Source organism: Proteus sp. ZN5 (genome assembly GCF_011046025.1).
Taxonomy (GTDB): Bacteria; Pseudomonadota; Gammaproteobacteria; order Enterobacterales; family Enterobacteriaceae; genus Proteus.
The window spans coordinates 3,903,083-3,926,834 of the sequence record NZ_CP047639.1 but is presented as its reverse complement, the minus strand read 5'-3'; the positions used below and the strand labels follow the sequence as shown (position 1 = coordinate 3,926,834).

Sequence of the window (23,752 nt, the reverse complement as noted above, 5' to 3'; positions counted from 1 at the left end):
TAAGAAGAGGAAATTTAAGGAGATAATGATAGAAAATGGCACTTAGATGAAAAAGTAATATGAACAGCGCAAAAATACCTCACGACACAAGAATGAAGGGGTAGTATCATTAGCTCATATTTGTTTTTACTTTACTTGGAATTTTCATTGTGACCTCATTTGCTGAACTTAACGCACTTCCTGCTGAACAACTCGCTAACCTTAATGAATTGGGTTATCTCACTATGACTCCAGTTCAAGAAGCTGCTTTGCCCGCCATTCTTGAAGGAAAAGACGTTCGTGCTCAGGCAAAAACAGGCAGTGGTAAAACAGCTGCTTTTGGTTTGGGGCTTTTGCAACATATTGATGCAAAACAATTTAATACCCAATCACTTATTTTATGCCCAACGCGAGAACTTGCTGATCAAGTTGCAAATGAATTACGTCGCCTTGCTCGTTATCTTCCAAATATCAAAGTATTAACACTGTGTGGTGGTGTCCCATTTAGCATCCAGCGTGATTCATTGATTCATGCTGCACATATTATTGTTGCAACGCCGGGTAGATTACTTGATCACCTAAGAAAAGAGACTGTTGCTTTAGATGATGTGAAAACATTGGTATTGGATGAAGCAGACAGAATGTTGGATATGGGATTTTTTGATGATATCAATGACATTATTTCTCGTATGCCAACCGCACGCCAAACATTGCTCTTTTCTGCAACTTGGCCGAATGAGATCGCAGCAATTAGCCGTAAAATCCAGCAAAATCCAGTAACTATTGAAATAAACTCTGTTGATGAGCTTCCGGCGGTTGAACAGCAGTTTTATGAAATATCTCGTCATGGAAAAATAGGGTTATTGCAAAAGCTTTTAAGTCGCGAACAACCTGCCTCTTGTGTCGTATTTTGTAACACGAAACGAGATTGCCAAGATGTGTATGAAACACTGACAGAAAGCAACCAAAGTGTGCTTGCTTTACATGGCGATATGGAACAAAGAGAGCGTGACCAAACGCTTATTCGCTTTGCTAATGGAAGTTGTCGTGTATTAGTGGCAACAGATGTTGCTGCTCGTGGACTTGATATTAAAGCGTTAGAAATGGTGATTAACTACGAATTATCGTGGGATCCTGAAGTGCATGTTCACCGAATTGGTCGTACAGCTAGAGCCGGCGAAAGTGGATTGGCTATTAGCTTTTGCGCACCAGAAGAAATTCAGCGTGCTAACGCTCTAGAAGAGATGCTTCATATGAAGATAAATTGGTTGCCAGTACCCGCTGGACTACAAATTACGCCTCTTGAAGCAGCAATGGCAACATTATGTATTGATGGTGGTAAAAAAGCCAAAATGCGCCCAGGTGATATTTTAGGCGCATTAACGGGCGATATGGGTTTCAATGGTGCCGATATTGGCAAAATTATGATTAACCCAACACATGCTTATGTTGCTGTAAAACAATCTATTGCGAAACAAGTTTGGAAACAGCTGCAACAAGGTAAAATTAAAGGTAAAGCAGTAAAAGTAAGATTGTTTAGATAATTTTTCTTTACTAAGAATATAGAAAGGACAGCTTAAGCTGTCCTTTTTTATGGTTCATATCTTGAGAAGGCAATAAAATTAATGTGTTGTTTTTTTCAGTGCCAAATAATCTAGAATTGTGCCAAAAACAAGGCTTACTGCACCAATAATAACGCCATATAAAAAGAGTGTAGAAGCCCAAGAGCTTAATCTTCCTGTATCGATTGATTGAATAAAATCGACAGACTGGAACATGTCTAAAGTGGGTAATGAATTTGTAACAACAAGGATTAAGCTACAAATAAAGAAAAGAACCATCAGTATCAAACCATAAATAGCAAAACGGTACTGTTTAATAAATAAAGTTCTTCTAAGGAATTCACCCGTTTTTTGCGTATAAATAAGTGTGTTTTTCGAAATAAATAGCAAAATAAGACCGGGTACAGCAGCAACAATAGAAAAAAGGTAAAATGATTCCCAACCATGGCTTTCAACATACCAACCAGCAACAGGGCCGACATAAACACGGCCAATCGCGGATAACGCTGAAAGGAGTGCAAATTGTGTTGCTGAAAAAGAGAGATGACAAAGTGTCATTAAGAGGGCAACAAAAGCAGCTGTTCCCATTCCTCCACAAATATTTTCAAATGCAACTACCGCACCCATGCTATAAATACTTTGCTCAGAAACAGCTAAATACCAATAACCGATATTTGACCCACCTTGCAAAATACCAAAAACCATCAGCGCTTTAAATAAACTCCAACGGCGCATTAATAAGCCACCTAGTAATGCCCCAACAATAGTGGCTGCAAGTCCAAGTGTTTTATTCACTAATCCCACTTCACCCGCATCAAATCCAGCACCGCGAATAAGAAAGGTGGTACTTAAACTTAGGGCAAAGGCATCACCCATTTTATACAACACAATAAGCAGTAAAATTAGCCAAGCATTATTACGAGAGAAAAATTCATATAAAGGCTCAATAACAGCCTCATAGAGTGTACGTGGTGGCTTCACGGTGGTTTCTGGCTCTTGGGCAAGTAATGTGGCAATAATACCAATGCCCATTAAGGCAGCCATTAACCAGTACATGTTTTGCCAGCCAATATATTTATCAGCTAACCAAAGCGCCATTCCTCCTGAAACAAGCATAGCTATGCGATAGCCTAATACAGAAACTGCAGCACCCGTACCACGCTCATCTGCTTTTAATATATCTGTTTTATAGGCGTCAAAAACAATGTCTTGTGAAGCAGAACAAAAGGCAACGATGACCGCTAAAGAGGCGAGCCACCATAAATGATCGTTAGGATTTAGAAATCCCATTCCTGCAATACCAATCACTAACCCTATTTGAGTGAGCAACATCCATCCTCGGCGACGGCCAAGAAAAGAAGGGGTATAACGATCCATAAAAGGCGACCAAAGGAATTTAAAAACATAGGCTTGTCCCACCAATGAGAAAAAACCAATGGTTTTTAAATCGATATCTTCTACTGTCATCCATGCTTGTAATGTACCTGCGGTTAATGCCAGAGGTAATCCAGAAGTAAAGCCAAGTAATAGAAGAATAAATGATTTATACCAAGTGGTTTGTTTGAAGGCGGGCTGAACCATGCAAAAATTCCTTTCAACGACCTGTTTGAAATAACAGGTCGTTTATTCTAATAAAATTAACGAGCGTTAGATTTGATAAATTGACTGACTGAAGCGTCTTTTGCCATATCGCTAACGAGTTCACTTAAGACATTGTTAATCGCGGTGGCAATTTTCTCATTAGTTGCACCAAATGGACCTTGAACATTGTAGCTAGTACGGAATGTTTTAGTATTCGAACTGCCATTCGGTAAGGTGACGATAATTGAAATATCCGCTTTCGCACTGATATTATGACGAACACTTCCTTCTCCCACATCAGCATTGAGTTTATTGATAACAATAATCACATCAGCAGAAGCAGGAGAACCCATCATAAAACCACGGGCTGTCATTTGTTTTTGTAAAACTTCTTGCATTAAAAATGCAATATCACGAGTTGGAACAAGGATTTCTAATTTACCGTTGCGGTTAATTTCCGCTAGGTTTTTGGATGCACGTTTGTCTTGGCTTGAAATGTTCAGTGAAATAGGGCGCATTGTTGGATCGGCCGCAGGAACTGACATCACAGGTTCGATAGATAATTTGTTACTAGGAGTTGCACAACCTGAAAGCAGTGTTAATGCAAAAACAGCACAGAGTAAATTTTTAATCATGAGGTAATCTCGGTTAAATATGTCTGTTGTGTTAACAAGTAGAATAGGCTTCAAACTTTAGCCTATCATACCACTGCTGATAGGTTGCTAATATCCCCTTAACGAACGAAATTATCTGATTTTATCAATTGATTTTATTTCAAATTACCCTCATTTTTACTCATATATTTGACAATATTCGGTCAATGGTTTTACTCAAGATGAAAAATAAGCGATTATCATCAGCAAAATTAAAAAGAATAAGCTCATCATTTCGTATTGATAAAGACTAAATCAATATAATCTGGTTGACTTATTTTTTATTCGCCATGGTATAAAGGCTAGAGTATTAGGGGCAGAGATGATCCGTGATGATATTGAGAATAAGCTGATTTCACGCTTTTCACCGCATTTTTTACAAGTAATAAACGAAAGCCATCGCCATAATGTGCCCGAAGGCTCTGAAAGCCACTTTAAAGTCATTATCGTTAGTGATGATTTTAATGAAAAACGTAGTGTTTCGCGCCATCGCGATGTGTACCAAACATTAGCTCATGAAATGGAAAATGGTGTTCATGCATTAGCATTACACACCTTTACTTTGAGCGAATGGAATGAACAGCAGGATAAAGCATTACGCTCTCCTGGGTGTCGTGGCGGAAGCCAAGAAGATTAACAACCTTATCGTTAATCGTAAGTAAATAGATCCTAAGATGCGTATTTTTTGTTCTTTATAGAGGAAAAAAGGGGCGAGTTGCTCGATTTTATGAAAAAATTGAGGAATAAAACGGCTCTTTCTCGACTCAACCCCTCTAGATCGTTATAATGTCGCGTCTAATTTTCAGTAAGGTTTCGGGATGCTTCTGATATCAGGGATCCTCGTTTTTTTAAATGTGGCGGCCCCGGTTCTGAAAGGAAAATAAACCTAAACATGTCAATATCATGTTAGTTTCCTTTAAAGTAGACCGAGCACTAAAACTTATTTTGAGGTAACAAGATGCAAGTTTCTGTTGAAACGACTCAAGGCCTAGGGCGTCGTGTCACAATCACCGTACCAGCCGCTGATATCCAAACTGCTGTAGACAGTGAACTGAAAAAAGCTGCTAAAACTGTTCGCATTGATGGTTTCCGTAAAGGTCACGTTCCAATGTCAATGGTTAAACAGCGTTACGGTATGTCAGTACTGAATGATGTTCTGGGTGACCTGATGCAGCGTAATTTCATTAACGCTATCATCGAAAACAAAGTAAACCCAGTTGGCGCGCCTGACTACAAACCAGAGCAATACAAAGAAGGTGAAGACTTTGTTTACTCTGTAGAATTCGAAGTTTTCCCAGAAATCGAACTGAAAGATCTGGAAAGCATTGAAGTTGTAAAACCTGTTGTTACTGTTAAAGACGAAGACGTTGATAACATGTTAGAAACACTGCGTAAGCAACAAGCAGAGTGGAAAGACAAAGACGGCGAAGTTGCAGCAGAAGATCGCGTAACTGTTGATTTCAACGGTTCTATTGACGGTGAAGAATTTGAAGGCGGAAAAGCTGAAGATTTCGTACTGGCAATGGGTCAAGGTCGTATGATCCCAGGTTTCGAAGAAGGCGTTATTGGTCATAAAGCTGGCGAAGAATTCACAATTGATGTGACTTTCCCAGAAGATTACCACGCTGAAAACCTAAAAGGTAAAAAAGCACAATTCGCTATCAACCTGAAAAAAGTTGAAGAGCGTGAACTGCCAGAATTAACTGAAGAGTTCATCAAGCGTTTTGGTATTGCTGATGGTTCTGTTGATGGTTTACGTGCTGAAGTACGTAAAAACATGGAACGTGAACTGAAAAATGCAATCCGTACTCGTGTTAAATCACAAGTAATTGATGGCTTAGTTAAAGCAAACGAAGTTGACGTACCAGCAGCTGCTGTTGACAGCGAAATCGAAGTTCTGCAACGTCAAGCAGCTCAACGTTTTGGTGGCGACGAGAAACAAGCTCTGCAATTACCACGTGAACTGTTCGAAGAACAAGCTAAACGTCGTGTAATCGTTGGATTACTGTTAGGTGAAGTGATCAATAGTAATGAACTGAAAGCAGAAGACGATCGTGTTAATGCACTGATCGACGAAATGGCTTCAGCTTACGAAGATCCATCAGAAGTTGTTGAGTTCTACAACAAGAACGAACAACTGATGAATAACATCCGTAATCTTGCGTTAGAAGAGCAAGCGGTAGAAAAAATATTAGCAAATGCTAAAGTAACTGAAAAAGAAACTAACTTCACTGAACTGATGAACGAAGTTCAAATGGGTTAATTCTTAACCGCGAATATCGGTTTTAAGCAAAAACCCGTGGTTTTTACCACGGGTTTTTTTCAGTTTGTATATATTTATCAAATTTTGCCTTGAAATTTGAGCGATTATCTCCAGATAATTCTATATTCTCTTTATCACTCCTCGCGAGGCGCCTTGAATGTCTTGTGAGAGATTAGATCATTAGAAATGGTCATGATCAATTATCTCAAGTAAAATTGTTGTCATTGGCACCAATAAGAATGCAATAGGAGACAGACATGTCATTTAACGACACACAGGAACAATTCGCACCTAATATGGCTCTGGTGCCGATGGTTATAGAGCAAACTTCGCGAGGAGAGCGTTCTTACGACATTTACTCACGTTTATTGAAAGAACGTATTATTTTCCTGACTGGCCAAGTCGAAGATCACATGGCTAATCTTATCGTTGCTCAAATGCTATTTTTAGAAGCAGAAAACCCAGAGAAAGACATCAACCTGTATATCAACTCACCGGGTGGCGTAATTACTGCGGGTATGTCTATCTATGACACTATGCAGTATATCAAAGCAGATGTGAGTACAATTTGTATGGGTCAAGCGTGTTCAATGGGCGCTTTTTTACTATCTGCTGGTGCGAAAGGTAAACGTATTTGCTTACCGAACTCTCGTGTGATGATCCACCAACCGTTAGGTGGTTACCAAGGTCAAGCAACAGATATTCAAATTCATGCTCAAGAAATTTTGAAAGTAAAATCCCGTATGAATGAGCTAATGGCTCAACATACAGGTAAATCTATTGAAGAAATAGAAAGAGACACTGAGCGTGATCGTTTCTTATCCGCTAACGAAGCGTTAGAATACGGATTAGTGGATAAAGTCTATACTCAACGTAGTTAATCATTACACGTTGTAATAGCAACTGAATTAATACGTTTCCTTTGCTGGTCAATAATGCAAAGGAAGCGGCTATCAATATTTATGTAAAAAGACTTTCTTCTTCTTATAAATGATAAGAGGAATAACTAAGTGAGGTTGACTGATGACAGATAAGCGCAAAGATAGCTCAGGGAAGCTTCTGTATTGCTCTTTCTGCGGTAAAAGCCAGCATGAAGTAAAAAAATTGATTGCTGGTCCGTCGGTTTATATCTGTGATGAATGTGTCGATCTTTGTGTTGATATCATTCGTGAAGAAATAAAAGAACTGGCACCTCATCATGAACGCAGTGAATTGCCAACGCCACATGAAATCCGTAAGCACCTTGATGACTATGTTATCGGTCAGGAATTGGCTAAAAAAGTTTTGGCTGTTGCCGTTTATAACCACTATAAACGCCTGCGTAATGGCGATAAAGCCAATGGTGTTGAGCTAGGGAAAAGTAATATTTTGCTGATTGGTCCTACTGGTAGCGGTAAAACGTTATTAGCAGAAACATTAGCACGCTACCTTGATGTGCCTTTTACTATGGCAGATGCCACAACGCTGACAGAAGCGGGTTATGTGGGTGAAGATGTTGAAAACATCATTCAAAAATTGCTACAAAAATGCGATTACGATGTGCAAAAAGCACAACGTGGTATTGTTTATATTGATGAAATTGACAAGATCACTCGTAAATCTGAAAACCCATCAATCACTCGTGATGTGTCTGGTGAAGGTGTACAGCAAGCATTATTGAAATTAGTTGAAGGTACTGTGGCTTCTGTTCCTCCTCAAGGTGGACGTAAACACCCACAACAAGAGTTTTTACAAGTAGACACTTCTAAGATCCTCTTCATCTGTGGTGGGGCATTTGCCGGGTTAGATAAAGTTGTTGCACAGCGTTTAAATACACATTCAGGTATTGGTTTTGGCGCAGAAGTTAAAAGCCAAAAAGAGAAAGCCAGCGAAGGTGAATTATTAGCCCAAGTTGAGCCAGAAGATCTGATTAAATTTGGTCTTATCCCTGAATTTATTGGTCGTTTACCTGTTGTTGCAACGCTAGGCGAATTAAATGAAGAAGCATTAATCCAGATCTTACAAGAACCTAAGAATGCACTGACTAAGCAATATCAGGCATTATTTAAATTAGAAGGTGTGGATTTAGAATTCCGTAAGGAAGCGCTGACTGCAATTGCGAAAAAAGCTATGGTACGTAAAACAGGTGCTCGTGGTTTACGTTCGATTGTTGAAGCAGCATTACTTGATACGATGTATGACCTTCCTTCATTTGAAAATGCAGAAAAAGTGGTCATTGATGAAGGCGTTATTAATGGAAAATCTGAGCCTCTGGTTATTTATAGTCAACCAGAAAATCAGGCTTCTGGTGAATAATGCATCGTAATTTGGCAATGTCTCTTGTCTGACATTATCTAGTTTTCTCTCAAAATAAGAGAGAAATTTAAAATAAAGCGCGCCAACGCAATAAAAATGAGGGAATTTTCCCTCATTTTGTTTTTTTAATGGGTAATGCTATTGAATGTCAGAAAAGTGCCCTTATATATTTTGACAATCCGTGGAATTAATTTTATTTGGTGACATGCGAATAAAATTACCTGTAAAAGCGTTAAGCTAAAAACGAAGAGAGAGCTCTATGAATCCTGAGCGTCCAGAACGTATTGAAATACCTGTATTGCCATTACGTGATGTCGTTGTATATCCGCATATGGTGATCCCGTTGTTCGTTGGTCGTGAAAAATCCATTCATTGCTTAGAAGCTGCGATGAACGACAACAAACAAATTATGCTGGTTGCGCAGAAAGATGCATCTACTGACGAACCAGGTGTTAATGATCTTTTTTCTGTTGGTACAGTTGCTTCTGTTTTACAGATGCTAAAACTGCCTGATGGAACAGTGAAAGTACTTGTCGAAGGTATTCGTCGTGCCAAAATTACGACGTTATCTGATAATGGTGAATACTTTCAGGCGAAAGCAGAATACCTTGAAACGCCAGCAGTTGATGAGCGCGAACAGGAAGTCTTAAATCGGACAACGATTAATCAGTTTGAAGGTTATATCAAACTGAATAAAAAAATTCCGCCAGAGGTATTAACTTCATTACATGCTATCGAAGAATCAGCGAAATTAGCAGACACCATTGCTTCTCATATGCCGCTGAAATTAAAAGATAAGCAAGCTGTACTTGAAATGTCTGATGTTACAGAACGCCTTGAATATTTAATGGCGATGATGGAATCAGAAATCGATCTGCTACAAGTTGAAAAACGCATTCGTAACCGCGTTAAAAAGCAGATGGAAAAGAGTCAGCGTGAGTATTATCTCAACGAACAAATGAAAGCAATTCAAAAAGAATTAGGTGAGATGGATGATGCACCTGATGAAATGGAATCGCTGAAACGTAAAATCGACGCTGCAAAAATGCCGAAAGAGGCAAAAGAGAAGACAGAAGCGGAACTTCAGAAATTAAAAATGATGTCGCCAATGTCAGCAGAAGCCACGGTTGTACGTAGTTATATTGATTGGATGGTTCAAGTTCCTTGGAATAGCCGTAGCAAAGTTAAAAAAGACTTAGTGAAAGCACAAGAAGTTCTTGATACTGACCATTACGGTTTAGAACGTGTTAAAGAGCGTATCCTTGAATATCTCGCGGTACAATCTCGCGTTAGCAAAATTAAAGGGCCAATCCTGTGCTTGGTAGGGCCTCCAGGTGTAGGTAAAACCTCACTGGGTCAATCTATTGCTAAAGCAACAGGCCGTAAATATGTTCGTATGGCGTTAGGTGGTGTGCGTGATGAAGCTGAAATTCGCGGTCACCGTCGTACTTATATCGGTTCTATGCCGGGTAAATTAATTCAGAAAATGGCTAAAGTTGGCGTTAAAAATCCACTTTTCCTGTTAGATGAAATTGATAAGATGTCATCAGATATGCGAGGCGATCCGGCTTCTGCACTGTTAGAAGTGTTAGATCCAGAACAAAACATCGCATTTAACGACCATTATCTGGAAGTTGATTACGATCTGTCTGATGTTATGTTCGTGGCGACATCTAACTCCATGAATATACCAGCACCGTTGTTAGATCGTATGGAAGTTATTCGTTTATCTGGTTATACCGAAGACGAAAAACTGAATATTGCTAAGCAACATTTGTTACCAAAACAGATTGAACGTAATGCGTTAAAACCAAGTGAGCTGACAATCCATGACAGCGCAATTATGGGCATTATTCGTTATTACACGCGTGAAGCAGGTGTACGTAGTTTAGAACGTGAAATTTCTAAATTATGCCGTAAAGCAGTAAAACAACTGCTGATGGATAGCACAATCAAACATATTGAGATTAACGAAGATAATCTCAAAGACTACTTAGGTGTTCGTAAAGTTGACTACGGTCGTGCTGATACAGAAAATCGAGTAGGTATGGTAACAGGACTTGCATGGACAGAAGTTGGTGGTGATCTACTGACTATCGAAACAGCAAGTGTACCAGGTAAAGGTAAGCTAACATTCACTGGCTCTTTAGGTGAAGTGATGCAAGAGTCTATTCAAGCGGCAATGACAGTCGTTCGTGCTCGTGCTGATAAACTTGGTATTAATGGCGATTTCTATGAAAAACGTGATATGCACGTACACGTTCCTGAAGGTGCAACACCAAAAGATGGTCCAAGTGCAGGTATCGCAATGTGTACTGCATTGGTATCAAGCCTAACAGGTAATCCTGTACGTTCGGATGTTGCAATGACGGGCGAAATTACGTTACGCGGACAAGTATTGCCAATTGGCGGACTGAAAGAAAAGTTACTTGCTGCACATCGTGGTGGAATTAAGACAGTTCTTATCCCAGATGAAAATAAGCGTGATTTAGAAGAAATTCCTGAAAATATTGTTGCTGATCTGGATATTCACCCGGTGAAAACAATTGAGGAAGTTTTATCGCTAGCCCTGCAAAATTCACCGTTTGGCATGGAAGTTGTGACTGATAAATCACACTAAAGAGTGATATTAGTCATAAATTATAGCTAAAAAAAAGGCTGGATAAGTAATAAAAGCTTGCCAGCCTTTTTTTGTGTCGCTAATTTAATTGGGATTTTAATTAAAAATGCTGTTTTATCGGTCTTGCTATATCTAAAAAGGCTTGATATAACGACGTTTGCAAAATTTGCCATTAATGGTGAAAAATAACGCATAAAATTATGGGGATGAAAGCGTGAATAAAACTCAACTGATCGACAAAATTGCTGCAAATGCAGATATCTCAAAAGCGGCAGCAGGTCGTGTTGTAGATGCTCTGGTTGCTTCTATCACTGAATCTTTACAAAAAGGTGATGATGTAGCATTAGTAGGTTTCGGTACCTTCACTGTACGTGATCGTGCAGCTCGTACAGGCCGTAACCCACAAACAGGTAAAGAAATCCAAATTGAAGCTGCAAAAGTTCCTGCATTCCGTGCTGGTAAAGGCTTAAAAGACGCAGTTAATCAATAATAGTTGAACTTATTTTCTGCCAATTTGTTATTAGCTTAACGTTATGGATAAACAGAAAACGACTCAATTAAAAATGAAGCGCATCTTTTTGAGATGCGCTTTTCTTTTTTTAGGTTATAAATCACGATTAAACCTTGTATTCTCTGGCGATAAGACGTGAAACTGAAGTAGTCATTTGATAGAATGACGCGTTGTTCTATAACTGAAATAGACAACAATGAATGATTCAGTGATGAGTTAAATGGTTATCGTAATCAATGAATCAAATAATGCTGTTTAGTTTTTTCTTAGTTATAGAAAGTGCGTGTTAAGACTGCGCATTAATACGGGACTGGCTGTTTTTAATGATTGTCGCGTGTCGCGACATTTTGATATTAAGCCAGCATGGGCATATTATCTTTTCGCTGTGCTCAAAATAGTCGTGTAACACCCATAAAAATAATTTTTATTTCACCAAACGGAGCCTCGTCTCGTTATGATGGACAACATTCGTTCCACTGCTAATAATCCATTTATAAAGATATTATTAGCTGTGATCATCCTCTCCTTCGTCCTAACTGGTGTGGGCGGATATCTCTTTAGTTCAGGCGTTAATGATGCTGCTGAAGTTAACGGATATAAAATTAGCCGTTCTCAATTAGAGCAAACTTATCAGCAACGTCGTGCTCAATTACAACAAGATATGGGTGAAAATTTTGCTGCTCTTGCTTCATCGGAAGAAGGTCAGAAACTTATTCGCCAACAAGCGCTTGATATGCTGATCAACCAGGCTTTACTTGATCAATTTGCACAAAATCTGGGTATTTCAGCTGGTGATCAGCAAATTAGAGATGCTATTTTTGCACTTCCTTACTTTCAAACTGATGGTAAATTTGACAATAAAAAATATGTCGATTTATTGAAAGGCAATAATATTGATGCTGATGCCTTTGCAGAAGGTATTCGTCAAAACCTTATCAATCAGCAATTAAAATTTTCTATTCAAGGTACAGATTTTGCCTTAGATAGCGAAGTTAAAGAATTTGCAGGCTTAATGCTACAAAGCCGTAATGTACGTTTAGCATCATTAGATATTCAGCCATTCCTTGAAAAAGAAACGGCATCTGATGAAGAAGTGAAAGCGTTCTATGAGCAAAATAACCAAATGTTCATCGCGCCAGAGCAATTTAAAATTAGCTATATCCAATTAAATGCTCAAAAAGATTTCAATAACATCAACATTACTGATGAAGAAGCGAAAGCTTACTATGACAGTAATATCGATGAATTCACAGCTGCAGGACAAAAACAATACAGCATCTTAGTATTAGCAGATGAAGCAGCCGCTAAAGCGGCAGAAGAAGAGCTGAAAAAAGGCGCTGATTTTGTTTCGTTAGTGAAAGAAAAATCTATTGATAGTTTCTCTAAAAAACAAAATGGTTCTTTAGGTTGGATAACTATCGGACAAGAATTACCTGAGCTGGCTAATGCAAGTTTGACAGAAAAAGGCCAAATTTCTGAGCCTGTTAAAATCAGCAATGGTTACGCAATTTTCCGCCTTGATGATGTTAAGCAATCTGTTGTAAAACCATTTGATGAAGTGAAAACAGATTTACTGGCAAAAATGCGTGAAAACAAAGCAATTGATGATTTCTTCGCATTACAACAAAAAGTGAGCCAAGCTGCGTCTAATGACAACGACACATTAGCGCCTGCCGCTAAAGCGGGCAATGTAACTGTTGTTAATACTGACTGGTTTGATGAAAACACAGTTCCAGCACCATTAAATAATGAAAAACTCACCCAGTTAATTTTTGGTGGTTCATTAGTGGATGAAAATGGCCCAACAGGCATGAATTCAGATATGGTGACGTTAGGTAATGACAGTGCGTTTATCGTGCGTGTAGAAGGTTATAAGCCTTCAGCAAGCCAACCATTAGATAAAGTACGTGATCAAGTTGTTATGCTGGTTAAACAGCAAAAAGCATCACAAGCAATGAATGCACAGGCTCAAAAACTTTTAGCTGCATTGAAAGAAGGCAAAGGCGAAGAAGCACTGAAAGCTGCTAATATTTCGTTTGGTAGTGAAGAAAGCATTGTTCACTCATCTGCAACAGATGTAGTACAAACTGCTATTTTCTCTATGCCAAAACCAGCTGAAGGTAAAAAAGAGTATGGCATGACTAATGTACCTGGTACTAAAGTCGTCCTCATTCAATTGGATAGCGTAACAGATGGTAAACCAACATCTGAACAACTAGAGTTTATGACTAATCTCTACCGTGCTCAGATGGGTGAAGAAGCGTTACAACTTATGTTACGTGACCTAAAAGATAACGCTAAAATTGAAATTTTTGATAAAGATTATCAATAATCAATTTCGAGTTATTACATTAAAAACCCAGCTTAAGGCTGGGTTTTTTTATGGATAGCTGTCTTTGATAATTTAAATAAATAAAAACATCTCTCGAAAGGTTCATGTTTGAGAACAAGCCCGACAATTTTTTGCAATGCTTCTTTTGTTCATTTTTATTTTTCCTGCTTTCTCGAAGTTCTATTTTTATACAATTGCTGATTTATCAATATATTGGCATTCTTCTTCTGCATTCAGAAATCTCTGTATGCCATCGAATTTGAAATTATTGAATAAAAGGAAATTATGATTATGAAAATGGATAAAAAAATGTTGTCAGGTTTTATGGCCTCTATTTGCCTTGCTTTGGGATTAGGTCTTTCTCCTCTCTCTTATGCAGAAGAAAACCCTGCTTCAACCCCAACGGTTTCTATTGAAACTCATACTTCGGTTGATCGTGATGCTAAAGAAAATAAAGCTAACACAGAAGGTAAAGTTAATTTAAATACAGCAACAGTAGATGAGCTAATGGGATTAAAAGGAATAGGAAAAGCGAAAGCGCAAGCCATTATTGATTATCGCGAGCAGTTAGGCCGTTTTACCTCTATCGATGAACTTGAAAAAGTTTTTGGAATTGGTATGAAGTTAGTTGATCAAAATCGTGATTTTATCGTTATTAATTAAGGTATTCATTCTTATACGATATTGAGTATAAGTTATAGAAAAAACGTGAATATTGATTGAAAGTCCCCGTGTTTCTCTTTGATTTTTTTGATAAGAGAAACACGTTTTCTGTTCTGAAAGGGAACGAAATAAACCTATATCATAAATTACTAAATTTATTTTCTTGGCTATATTTATGGTATCGCAAAAAAACTTTATAAAAAGTTTATTAGAATAATCAAGAGGTAATAAATTGATATGAGTACATTAATTAAAGTTTATGGCTTCCATTTAGATGTTTTTGAACATGTAAATAATGCACGTTACCTTGAGTTTTTAGAGCAAGCTCGATGGGATTGGATTGAGCAACATTTAGATTTTGATTGGTTTAAACGTAATGGCTTGGCGCTAGTGGTTGCTAATATCAATATTAATTATCGCTTACCTGCAAGCTTAGGTGATGAGCTACTGATTGATTGTGATGTTGCTGAAGTAGGGATTAAAAGTGGCGTACTTTCTCAGAAGATTGTGAGAAAAAAAGATGGCGCACTTATCTCTGATGCATTAATCACGTTTGTTCTTGTAGACATTAACACCAAAAAAGCACTGACATTAACAGATCAGTTAAGAGAGAAACTTGAGTATGTGCGTCAATCATCCTAATACACAAAGAGAGGATTAGAGAGATCTCACTCAATGCTATTAGACTAATTAAATATGATCTAATGCAGTGATAATGTTTGATGAATTATCACTGCATAAGCAAATAGAATGGTGGGGAGTCATGATAATAAGCAAAGTAATTATGATGATTATTTAAGGCCCATTTTCTGTTTCATCGCCTGCATAATTGGTGTTTTATCAGCTAAGTAAGTGCTTAATCCACGTTGTCTTAAATGACAAGCTGCACATTCACCACAACCATCACCTTGAATACCGTTATAGCAAGTTAAGGTTTCGTGACGAACGAAATCTAACTTCTTATAGTAATCAGCAAGGGCCCAAGTTTCAGCTTTATCTAACCACATTAATGGTGTGATAAATTTAATATCACGAGCAATACCTAAGCTGACAGCATGATTCAGCGCTTTTACAAATTCATCACGACAATCAGGGTAACCAGAGAAATCTGTCTCACAAACACCAGTGATGACACTCTCTGCACCAATTTGATAAGCGTAAATTGCCGCTAAAGTGAGGAAAAGGATATTTCTACCTGGTACGAAGGTACTAGGAATATCACTTTCTTCACTTTCTTTGAAATCAGGAACTGGAATATTGTCGCGAGTTAGGCTACTGATAGCGAGTTCATTGAGTAAACTTACATCTAAAACTTTATGCGCAGTTGCTCCCAGTAATTGACTAACTTTTTGTGCTACCTCAATTTCTTCTTTATGGCGTTGACCATAATTGAACGTAATACAATGTACTTCATCGTACTTTTCCAATGCTTGAATAAGGCAGGTTGTCGAATCTTGTCCACCACTAAAGACAACGACCGTTTTTTTCATCAGAATACTCCTGAATATTGAATTTCTATAGGGATTAGTACGCATAAAAGTACATATATTATGGCAATTTATTACCGATTTATCATTAGATGATTACTCTTATAGTAAGGGGCAGGTTATCATTATTTTTTGTAGGGGCATATTTTGAAGGAGTATCTATGTTAGATAAGATTGACCGTAAACTATTAGCGCTGTTACAGGAAGATTCAAGCCTCTCACTGAATACTTTGGCTGAGGCTGTTAACCTAACCTCAACACCTTGCTGGAAACGATTGAAAAGACTAGAGGATGAAGGGTATATTCGTAAGCGCGTTGCGCTGCTTGATAGTGAAAAAATCGGGCTAGGTCTAACAGTTATTGTTATGATTAGAACACAGCAACATAATAGCGAATGGTACGAACAGTTTGTTTCATTTGTTAAGCAAATGCCAGAAGTACTGACATTCTATCGAATGGCGGGTGAGTGTGATTATCTAATGCATGTTGAAGTAGTAGACATGAAAAGTTACGACCTATTTTATAAGCGTATGGTTAATGGCGTACCGGGTCTTATTGATGTGACTTCTAACTTCGCAATGGAAAAAATTAAATACACAACGGCAATGCCGATACCTGAATAAGGTTCATCTTTACCAACTGGCACTTTTATTTTTGTATAACCTTAGGATTTAAGGCGTGGCTCTATTTTCACAGCTCAGTTGGTATTTTCTCAGTGAATGGCGTCGTTATGTAGGTGCCATTTTCTTATTGATGGTTATCGCGGTATTACAGGTGATCCCTCCAAAGATTGTTGGGATCATTGTGGATGGTGTCGATAACCATAGTCTGACATTTAGCCAAGTGATGAATTGGATTGGTGTGATGGTATTAATTGCCCTCGCAGTTTATCTTTTACGTTATTTTTGGCGTCTTTGGTTATTTGGTGCATCTTATCAACTAGCAGTAAAACTGAGGATGCAAATTTACCAACAACTTAACCAACAATCCTCTTCATTTTATCACCGCTATCGTACAGGTGATTTAATTGCACGTACCACCAATGATGTTGATAAAGTTGTTTTTGCAGCGGGCGAAGGTGTGCTGACCTTAGTGGATTCTATGGTTATGGGGCTTGCTGTGCTTGTCATGATGAGTATTCAGTTAAGTTGGGAACTGACACTAATTTCATTATTACCTATGCCAATCATGGCGATTTTGATTAAGCAATATGGCGATAAACTGCACAGTCGCTTTAAAACTGCACAGGCACTTTTCTCTTCACTCAATAATCAAGCACAAGAAAGCTTGAGTAGTATTCGCATGATCAAATCATTCGGGCTAGAGCAACAGCATGCTTCCCGTTTTGATGATGTTGCAAAAGAAACTGGGCGCCAAAATATGCGTGTTGCACGAATCGATGCGCTATTTGATCCTACTATTTTTATGGCTATTGGTTTTGCTAATTTACTCGCTGTTGCGGGTGGCAGCTATTTTGTTATTAATGGCAAAATGACGTTGGGTGAATTAACCAGCTTTGTAATGTATTTGGGTCAAATGATCTGGCCAATGCTGGCTTTAGCATGGATGTTCAATATTGTTGAGCGTGGTAGTGCTGCTTATAGCCGAATTAATAGTTTATTGGATGAAAAGCTCGATATGGTTGATGGCGAATTATCACCAAAACAAGGTCGAGGTGTGTTATCCGTTGATATCAAACGTTTCCAATATCCCGAACAAACAACAGAAACACTGAAAAATGTTCATTTTACATTATCACCCGGTGAAATGTTGGGGATTTGTGGAATGACCGGGAGTGGAAAAAGTACATTACTTACCGTTATTCAACGACTTTATGATGTGACTGAAGGTGAGATTTGTTTTCAATCTATACCTATTTATCAATTGAAACTTGATGAATGGCGAGCGCGATTGGCCGTTGTTAATCAAACACCGTTCCTATTTTCAGATACCATTGCTGGAAATATTGCCTTAGGGCGTCCTGATGCGACAAAAGAAGAAATAGAGTCTGTTGCGAAACTGGCAAATATTCATGAGGATATTTTACGCTTACCGGAAGGGTATCAAACACAAGTCGGTGAAAAGGGCGTGATGTTATCTGGTGGACAAAAACAACGTATTTCTATCGCTCGAGCACTATTATTGGATGCTGAAATTTTGTTATTAGATGACGCTCTATCTGCTGTTGATGGACAAACTGAATATCAAATTTTGCAAAACTTGTCACAATGGCGAAAAGATAGAACGTTAATTATTAGTGCTCATCGCTTATCTGCATTAATTGGTGCTACGAATATTTTAGTTTTAAAACAGGGTGAGATTATAGAGCAAGGTACACATCAGCAATTAATTTCAATACCGGGTTGGTATCAAGATATGTACCATTATCAGCAATTAGAGGCCGCGCTGGATGACGATGAATAAAAATAAATCCGTTAAAGCGCTATTACCTGCACTAAAGCGTCTTTTGACTTATGGTAAAACCTATCGTAAGCCCATGACATGGGGTGTCATTATGTTGTGGGTAGCCGCCGTTGCTGAAGTGGGTGGCCCATTAATTGTTGGTTATTTTATTGATGCAAAAGTTGCCACAAATAATGTGGAGTTAATGTCATCATTAGGCTTGGCGTTAGCTTTTATCCTTTTACAGATAATAGCTGCCACACTTCACTATTATCAGGCAATTGTGTTTAATCATGCTGCTGTTGGGGTTGTACAACAATTACGTACCGATGTAATGAGTGCGGCACTAAAACAGCCATTAAGTGCTTTTGATAATCAGCCTGTAGGGCAATTAATTTCTCGTGTAACGAATGACACTGAGACGATTAAAGATTTGTTTGTGAATGTGTTACCAACATTATTCCGAGCGATTGCTTTAGTGGTTGTAATGCTGATCGCCATGTTCTTATTAGAATGGCAAATGGCATTAATCGCGATGACAATCTTCCCAGCTGTTATTGGTGTAATGATGCTTTATCAGCGACTTAGCACACCGATAGTTCGTAATGTGCGTCATTTTCTCGCCAATATAAATGATGGTTTCCATGAGGTCATCAATGGCATGTCTGTTATTCAGCAATTTAGGCAACAAGCTCGATTTGGTGAAAGAATGTCAGATGATAGCTGGCAGCATTACCAAGCACGTATGAAAGCGTTAAAACTTGATGGCCTGTTATTACGCCCTTTACTAAGTATGCTCTCTGCATTGGTTCTGTGTGGTTTATTAATGCTGTTCGGGTATCAAGGCAGTGCTGTTATTGGTGTTGGGGTTATTTATGCGTTTATTAGTTATTTAGGTCGATTGAATGAACCTTTGATCACCCTGACATCTCAGCAGTCGATTTTACAACAGGCAGTTGTCTCTGGTGAGCGTGTTTTTGAACTAATGGATGCTCCTTTGCAGCACTACGGTTCATCATCACATACTATCACCCAAGGTAATATTGACGTTAACTCTCTTTGGTTTGCGTATCGTGATGAGCAATGGGTATTAAAAGATATCAATTTAACTATTCCTGCTCGTCATTTCGTTGCATTTGTTGGGCATACAGGAAGCGGAAAAAGTACTTTAGCTAGTTTATTAATGGGAAATTACCCTTGGCAAAAAGGAAGTATCTCGTTAGATGAACATCCATTAGAAGCGTATTCTCACACCGCATTACGCAGTGGTATTGCGATGGTGCAACAAGATCCTGTTTTATTGTCTGGCTCACTGCATGACAATATTACATTAGGGCGTGAATGTGATGAGTCACATTTATGGCAGGTATTAGAGACAGTGCAACTTGATCAGTGGGCTAAAGCCTTACCTGAAGGGCTACAAACAGAACTTGGTGAGCAAGGTAGTCGCTTATCTGCCGGGCAAAAACAGTTACTTGCATTGGCGCGTGTATTATTAATTCCTCCTCGTATTCTTATTCTGGATGAGGCAACAGCAAATATTGACTCAGGAACAGAACAAGCCATACAGAAGGCGTTAAAAGTGGTTAGGGAAAAAACAACACTGATTGTTATTGCTCACCGACTTTCCACTATTATTGAAGCCAATGAAATTGTGGTGCTTCATCGTGGTGCAATTGTCGAGCGGGGCGGTCATGCTAAGTTACTCTCACAAAAAGGCCGATATTATAATATGTATCAATTACAGCAAGTCAGAGAGTCTTTACAAGAACAAGAGCCTGTTGAAGTAGAATAATAAGCTTAAATAAAAAATATAATTTTAAAGGGCACATCATCTTTATGTATGTGCCCTTTTTTATTTCCCGATTATCTTGCTTTGAGCAAAATAGCTGTCATCTTTTTGCACCAATTCGGTGAGTCTTTTCATTTTAATAGTTTCAAAGTTTGTTTTTTATCCTAAATATCAATTGGTTAAATAATGGCATATCTTTTGCTTTGCTATATAGACTTTGCTCTTTCAAATATCGAAGAGGGGTTTATATGAAATACATCATCGCCATTATTAAGCCATTTAAATTAGAAGAAGTACGAGAGTCACTCTCTGAGTTAGGCATAAAGGGAATGACAATCAGTGAAGTAAAAGGATATGGGCGACAGAAAGGACATGCAGAGTTATATAGAGGAGCAGAATACGAAGTTAATTTTCTTCCGAAAGTAAAAATAGAACTCGCTATTTGTGATGAACAACTTGAGCCAGTTATGCAAGTGATTATGCAAGCGACGGATACAGGAAAAGTAGGAGATGGAAAAATTTTTGTTTTGGAATTATTACAAGCAGTTCGTATTCGTACCGGTGAATCTGGTGATGAAGCACTTTAAAGGAGATATTCGATGAAATGCTTACTTTCTTTGCTATTAATGTTAGTGCTTACACACTTTTCTTCATCTGTATTTGCGACTGAAACAGTGACTGTTGATAAAGCCGATAATAGTTTTATGTTGATATGTACTGCTTTAGTTTTTTTTATGACTATACCCGGTATTGCGCTGTTTTATGGCGGGTTATTGAGAGGGAAAAACGTACTTTCTTTGATCACTCAAGTGATGATGATCTTCAGTGTGGTTATGATCCTTTGGGTTATATTTGGCTATAGTTTGGCATTTACCTCCAGTAATAAAATTTGGGGTGGGTGGTCACTTACTTTTTTGAATAACATCTCACTAGATTCACTCTCTGGTTCAATTAATCAGTATGTACATGTTGCTTTTCAAGGATCGTTTGCTGTTATCACTGTGGCATTAATTGTTGGAGCATTAGGAGAGCGCATTCGTTTTTCTGCATTGCTTATTTTTACGATTATTTGGTTCACTTTTTCTTATATCCCTATTGCTCATATGGTATGGGGAGAAGGTGGTTGGTTAATCGATGATGGTGCATTAGATTTTGCTGGGGGAACCGTCGTACATATTAATGCTGCTATTGCGGCTCTTGTTGGTGCTTACTTACTTGGAAAACGGCGTGATAGTCAGCATACAGCGCTTAAACCTCATAATTTGCCCATGGTTTTTACAGGTACGGCTGTACTTTATATCGGTTGGTTCGGTTTTAATGCAGGCTCTGCTGGCAGTGCAAATGCGATTGCAGCTTTAGCGTTTTTAAATACGGTAGTTGCAACTGCGGGAGCCGTACTTTCTTGGACTGCATCAGAATGGATAACCAGAGGTAAGCCCTCTATGTTAGGTGGTTGTTCAGGTTGTATTGCAGGGTTAGTGGCGATTACACCTGCTGCTGGCACAGTCGGAGTGATGGGGGCTTTATTTATTGGTGTAATGGGGGGAATGGTAGGGCTTTGGGGGGTTGTTGTTTTAAAACGCTGGTTAAAAGCTGATGATGTTTGTGATGTTTTTGGTATTCATGGTACTTGTGGTATTGCAGGTTGCCTATTAACAGGGATATTTACGGCTTCATTTTTAGGTGGCGTAGGGTATAGCGATGGTATGACATTGAGTAAACAGGTTTTAATTCAATTAATCAGTGTTGTGATCACGGTAATTTGGTCTGGTGCTGTTGCTTATATCAGTTTTAAAATCGCGGATAAGCTGGTGGGGTTACGTGTTTCTGAAGAGGAAGAGCATGATGGATTAGATTTAACAACTCATGGTGAAAGAGCTTATCAGCAGTAATTGTCTATTCCCCCTCTTTTGAGGGGGGGAATATGTCAAGGTATTATTTTGAATGTTTAGTACGTTTTTGGCGAATAACTCCTTCTTGAACAGAAGACGCCACTAGTTGGCCATTTGTATTAAAGAATTTACCTCTCACAAATCCTCTACCACCTGATGCTGAAGGGCTTTCAATCACATAAAGCAACCAATCATCCACACGGAATGGACGATGAAACCACATCGAATGGTCAATTGTAGCAACTTGTAGGCTTGTATCCATAAAGCCTAAACCATAAGGTTGGAGAGCAGTTGGTAAAAAGTCAAAATCAGAGACGTAGCCAAGCAAGTATTGATGCAAGAAAGGATCTGATGGCATTTCACCACGACTACGATACCAAACATAGCGTTCAGCAGGTGCTTTAGAGTAGCCAAAAGGGCTAAAATATTGCACAGGACGCGCCTCAAAAGGCGTTTCTCGTAGTGCTAAAGATTTAATCGGCTCAGGTAATTTAGGTGCTAATTTCTTTAAAATCTCATGTTGTGAGATAAGTTCATTTGGAAAAGGAACATCAGGCATTGCATCTTGATGTTCAAAACCTTCTTCAAATTCTTGAAAAGAAACCGTCATATAGAAAATAGGCTTACCATGCTGGATCGCACTGACTCTACGAGTGCTAAATGAACCACCATCACGGATAAATTCCACATCATAAACGATAGGCTTATGGCTATCACCAGGACGTAAAAAGTAGCTATGAAATGAGTTGATATAACGGTTATCAGCAATTGTCTGTTTTGCAGCGTATAGTGCTTGTCCTACTACTTGCCCACCAAAAACTTGAGGTAATCCTAAATCTTCGCTTTGACCTCTAAATAGACCTTCTTCTATTTTTTCAAGTGCCATCAAATTGATGAGATCTTTCAATGCTTGACTCATAGTGTACCTGTATCATTAGATCTGGTTATTTTTTATAAAGTTGATTATATACAATCCTAAGAAGATAAAAAAATAATCTCCCTTTTTCTCTTAAATCTCTACCTAATGATAAATGCACAGAGTCGATGGAGATTATTATTTATCGGCTTATTGAATACTTTCTGATGAATTTATGAGAGGCAAAAAGAGCGTTAAAGGCAATTGAATAATTAGTGAGTGCATATTTGGATAATTAATCATCACTTAGGCTCGCTTTCCTTGCTATTTGAGTCAGTTTAAAACATAATGCGTGTCGTCTTAGCAATAAGACAATCTATGGGGTCTTGTTGGTTCTCCCGCAACGCTAACTTGTTAACTCGGTCAGGTCCGGAAGGAAGCAGCCATGGCAGGTGTCGCGTGTGCCGGGATGTCGCTGGCAAGGCCCCACCCAATTCTAGCCCTTCATAATTTCTAATCTCTCATAATCATTATCTTCTAAGATTATTTATTTCCCGTATATTTTCACTCTCTATACGTGTTTTTAAGTGCTGTTTTCTTTAGGTTTGAGAGTCAATTTTATTAAATAGAAAATAGTATGCTTAATCTATCAATTTATTATTGGAAAATTTACGGTAGTGTTTATAAATGGAAGGAATATTTGGGCAAAGCAGTGCAGTCATGCCGTAATAAGTCAACGGCATGATGGTGTGTAATCATTCTACTGATAAGAAAACGTGAATAAAACGATATCTAAATTAAGAAATAATAACCCTACTACTATAAAAAATAAAAATAGCAAAAATAAAACTAAGGTAATTAAA

General features: G+C 38.3%; 19 protein-coding genes and 1 other RNA gene. 16 read left to right on the top strand and 4 right to left on the bottom strand.

Annotated elements, in window-relative coordinates; all coding sequences use genetic code 11:
- Nucleotides 1–149 precede the first annotated feature (149 nt).
- Nucleotides 150–1,523, top strand: coding sequence for an ATP-dependent RNA helicase DbpA (dbpA, locus tag GTK47_RS18115; RefSeq protein WP_165125807.1), 1,374 nt, complete (start codon nucleotides 150–152; stop codon nucleotides 1,521–1,523).
- 78 nt (nucleotides 1,524–1,601) lie between these two features.
- On the opposite strand, the gene ampG is transcribed toward dbpA, so the two are convergent.
- Entirely contained in the window at nucleotides 1,602–3,122 is a 1,521-nt protein-coding gene (gene ampG, locus GTK47_RS18110) for a muropeptide MFS transporter AmpG (protein ID WP_165125804.1), read from the bottom strand.
- Nucleotides 3,123–3,178: 56 nt separating this feature from the next.
- Entirely contained in the window at nucleotides 3,179–3,757 is a 579-nt protein-coding gene (locus GTK47_RS18105; protein ID WP_165125801.1) for a YajG family lipoprotein, read from the bottom strand.
- 340 nt (nucleotides 3,758–4,097) lie between these two features.
- Between GTK47_RS18105 and bolA the strand changes: the two genes are divergently transcribed.
- The 9 genes from bolA to GTK47_RS18060 all read left to right on the top strand — a co-directional run bounded on the left by bolA (nucleotide 4,098) and on the right by GTK47_RS18060 (nucleotide 15,101).
- Entirely contained in the window at nucleotides 4,098–4,412 is a 315-nt protein-coding gene (bolA, locus tag GTK47_RS18100; RefSeq protein ID WP_075671985.1) for a transcriptional regulator BolA, read from the top strand.
- 321 nt (nucleotides 4,413–4,733) lie between these two features.
- Nucleotides 4,734–6,038 (top strand): trigger factor, encoded by a 1,305-nt coding sequence (gene tig / locus GTK47_RS18095; RefSeq protein ID WP_023580863.1) that lies wholly within the window; start codon nucleotides 4,734–4,736, stop codon nucleotides 6,036–6,038.
- A 257-nt stretch (nucleotides 6,039–6,295) separates the two neighbouring features.
- On the top strand, nucleotides 6,296–6,919 hold the full coding sequence (gene clpP / locus GTK47_RS18090) for an ATP-dependent Clp endopeptidase proteolytic subunit ClpP (protein WP_004245088.1): 624 nt from the start codon (nucleotides 6,296–6,298) through the stop codon (nucleotides 6,917–6,919).
- Nucleotides 6,920–7,061: 142 nt separating this feature from the next.
- The gene (clpX, locus tag GTK47_RS18085; RefSeq protein ID WP_006535087.1) at nucleotides 7,062–8,333 is read left to right on the top strand and encodes an ATP-dependent protease ATP-binding subunit ClpX; all 1,272 of its coding nucleotides are present in this window, start codon (nucleotides 7,062–7,064) and stop codon (nucleotides 8,331–8,333) included.
- Between the two features lie 259 nt (nucleotides 8,334–8,592).
- Nucleotides 8,593–10,953 (top strand): endopeptidase La, encoded by a 2,361-nt coding sequence (gene lon / locus GTK47_RS18080; RefSeq protein ID WP_075671981.1) that lies wholly within the window; start codon nucleotides 8,593–8,595, stop codon nucleotides 10,951–10,953.
- A gap of 214 nt (nucleotides 10,954–11,167) precedes the next feature.
- The gene (gene hupB / locus GTK47_RS18075; RefSeq protein WP_036911695.1) at nucleotides 11,168–11,443 is read left to right on the top strand and encodes a nucleoid-associated protein HU-beta; all 276 of its coding nucleotides are present in this window, start codon (nucleotides 11,168–11,170) and stop codon (nucleotides 11,441–11,443) included.
- Between the two features lie 475 nt (nucleotides 11,444–11,918).
- Entirely contained in the window at nucleotides 11,919–13,796 is a 1,878-nt protein-coding gene (gene ppiD, locus GTK47_RS18070) for a peptidylprolyl isomerase (RefSeq protein ID WP_098941107.1), read from the top strand.
- 291 nt (nucleotides 13,797–14,087) lie between these two features.
- Nucleotides 14,088–14,459 carry a ComEA family DNA-binding protein gene (locus tag GTK47_RS18065; protein ID WP_241256046.1) on the top strand — a complete coding sequence of 124 codons (372 nt, stop codon included), beginning with the start codon at nucleotides 14,088–14,090 and terminating at the stop codon, nucleotides 14,457–14,459.
- Nucleotides 14,460–14,696: 237 nt separating this feature from the next.
- Entirely contained in the window at nucleotides 14,697–15,101 is a 405-nt protein-coding gene (locus GTK47_RS18060; RefSeq protein WP_023580858.1) for a thioesterase family protein, read from the top strand.
- Nucleotides 15,102–15,250: 149 nt separating this feature from the next.
- On the opposite strand, the gene queC is transcribed toward GTK47_RS18060, so the two are convergent.
- The gene (queC, locus tag GTK47_RS18055; protein ID WP_165125798.1) at nucleotides 15,251–15,949 is read right to left on the bottom strand and encodes a 7-cyano-7-deazaguanine synthase QueC; all 699 of its coding nucleotides are present in this window, start codon (nucleotides 15,947–15,949) and stop codon (nucleotides 15,251–15,253) included.
- Between the two features lie 158 nt (nucleotides 15,950–16,107).
- On the opposite strand from queC, the gene GTK47_RS18050 reads away from it, so the two are divergent.
- The 5 genes from GTK47_RS18050 (at nucleotide 16,108) to amtB (ending at nucleotide 22,033) form a co-directional block, all read left to right on the top strand.
- Nucleotides 16,108–16,569, top strand: a complete 462-nt coding sequence (locus GTK47_RS18050; protein WP_036911686.1) for an Lrp/AsnC family transcriptional regulator — start codon at nucleotides 16,108–16,110, stop codon at nucleotides 16,567–16,569.
- Between the two features lie 55 nt (nucleotides 16,570–16,624).
- Nucleotides 16,625–18,370, top strand: coding sequence for a SmdA family multidrug ABC transporter permease/ATP-binding protein (locus GTK47_RS18045; RefSeq protein WP_165125795.1), 1,746 nt, complete (start codon nucleotides 16,625–16,627; stop codon nucleotides 18,368–18,370).
- Entirely contained in the window at nucleotides 18,357–20,144 is a 1,788-nt protein-coding gene (locus tag GTK47_RS18040) for a SmdB family multidrug efflux ABC transporter permease/ATP-binding protein (RefSeq protein WP_165125792.1), read from the top strand. Before GTK47_RS18045 ends, GTK47_RS18040 begins: the two co-directional genes overlap by 14 nt.
- A gap of 245 nt (nucleotides 20,145–20,389) precedes the next feature.
- The gene (gene glnK / locus GTK47_RS18035; RefSeq protein ID WP_098941103.1) at nucleotides 20,390–20,728 is read left to right on the top strand and encodes a P-II family nitrogen regulator; all 339 of its coding nucleotides are present in this window, start codon (nucleotides 20,390–20,392) and stop codon (nucleotides 20,726–20,728) included.
- Nucleotides 20,729–20,767: 39 nt separating this feature from the next.
- Nucleotides 20,768–22,033: an ammonium transporter AmtB gene (gene amtB, locus GTK47_RS18030; RefSeq protein ID WP_241256115.1), complete on the top strand. Its 1,266-nt coding sequence runs from the start codon at nucleotides 20,768–20,770 to the stop codon at nucleotides 22,031–22,033.
- Between the two features lie 43 nt (nucleotides 22,034–22,076).
- Here amtB and tesB read toward each other — a convergent pair whose 3' ends face one another.
- Nucleotides 22,077–22,952 carry an acyl-CoA thioesterase II gene (gene tesB / locus GTK47_RS18025; RefSeq protein ID WP_088493671.1) on the bottom strand — a complete coding sequence of 292 codons (876 nt, stop codon included), beginning with the start codon at nucleotides 22,950–22,952 and terminating at the stop codon, nucleotides 22,077–22,079.
- A 324-nt stretch (nucleotides 22,953–23,276) separates the two neighbouring features.
- Here tesB and ffs point away from each other — a divergent pair.
- Nucleotides 23,277–23,373: signal recognition particle sRNA small type (ffs, locus tag GTK47_RS18020), an RNA gene on the top strand.
- Nucleotides 23,374–23,752: the final 379 nt, after the last annotated feature.

Bases quoted from the DNA above. Each gene is read 5' to 3' on its own strand.
- GTK47_RS18105 (WP_165125801.1), bottom strand. From the start codon at position 3,757: ATGATTAAAAATTTACTCTGTGCTGTTTTTGCATTAACACTGCTTTCA.
- amtB (WP_241256115.1), top strand. From the start codon at position 20,768: ATGTTAGTGCTTACACACTTTTCTTCATCTGTATTTGCGACTGAAACA.
- GTK47_RS18040 (WP_165125792.1), top strand. From the start codon at position 18,357: ATGACGATGAATAAAAATAAATCCGTTAAAGCGCTATTACCTGCACTA.
- GTK47_RS18060 (WP_023580858.1), top strand. From the start codon at position 14,697: ATGAGTACATTAATTAAAGTTTATGGCTTCCATTTAGATGTTTTTGAA.
- queC (WP_165125798.1), bottom strand. From the start codon at position 15,949: ATGAAAAAAACGGTCGTTGTCTTTAGTGGTGGACAAGATTCGACAACC.
- tig (WP_023580863.1), top strand. From the start codon at position 4,734: ATGCAAGTTTCTGTTGAAACGACTCAAGGCCTAGGGCGTCGTGTCACA.
- GTK47_RS18065 (WP_241256046.1), top strand. From the start codon at position 14,088: ATGAAAATGGATAAAAAAATGTTGTCAGGTTTTATGGCCTCTATTTGC.
- ampG (WP_165125804.1), bottom strand. From the start codon at position 3,122: ATGGTTCAGCCCGCCTTCAAACAAACCACTTGGTATAAATCATTTATT.
- tesB (WP_088493671.1), bottom strand. From the start codon at position 22,952: ATGAGTCAAGCATTGAAAGATCTCATCAATTTGATGGCACTTGAAAAA.
- glnK (WP_098941103.1), top strand. From the start codon at position 20,390: ATGAAATACATCATCGCCATTATTAAGCCATTTAAATTAGAAGAAGTA.
- bolA (WP_075671985.1), top strand. From the start codon at position 4,098: ATGATCCGTGATGATATTGAGAATAAGCTGATTTCACGCTTTTCACCG.
- ppiD (WP_098941107.1), top strand. From the start codon at position 11,919: ATGATGGACAACATTCGTTCCACTGCTAATAATCCATTTATAAAGATA.
- clpX (WP_006535087.1), top strand. From the start codon at position 7,062: ATGACAGATAAGCGCAAAGATAGCTCAGGGAAGCTTCTGTATTGCTCT.
- GTK47_RS18050 (WP_036911686.1), top strand. From the start codon at position 16,108: ATGTTAGATAAGATTGACCGTAAACTATTAGCGCTGTTACAGGAAGAT.
- clpP (WP_004245088.1), top strand. From the start codon at position 6,296: ATGTCATTTAACGACACACAGGAACAATTCGCACCTAATATGGCTCTG.
- lon (WP_075671981.1), top strand. From the start codon at position 8,593: ATGAATCCTGAGCGTCCAGAACGTATTGAAATACCTGTATTGCCATTA.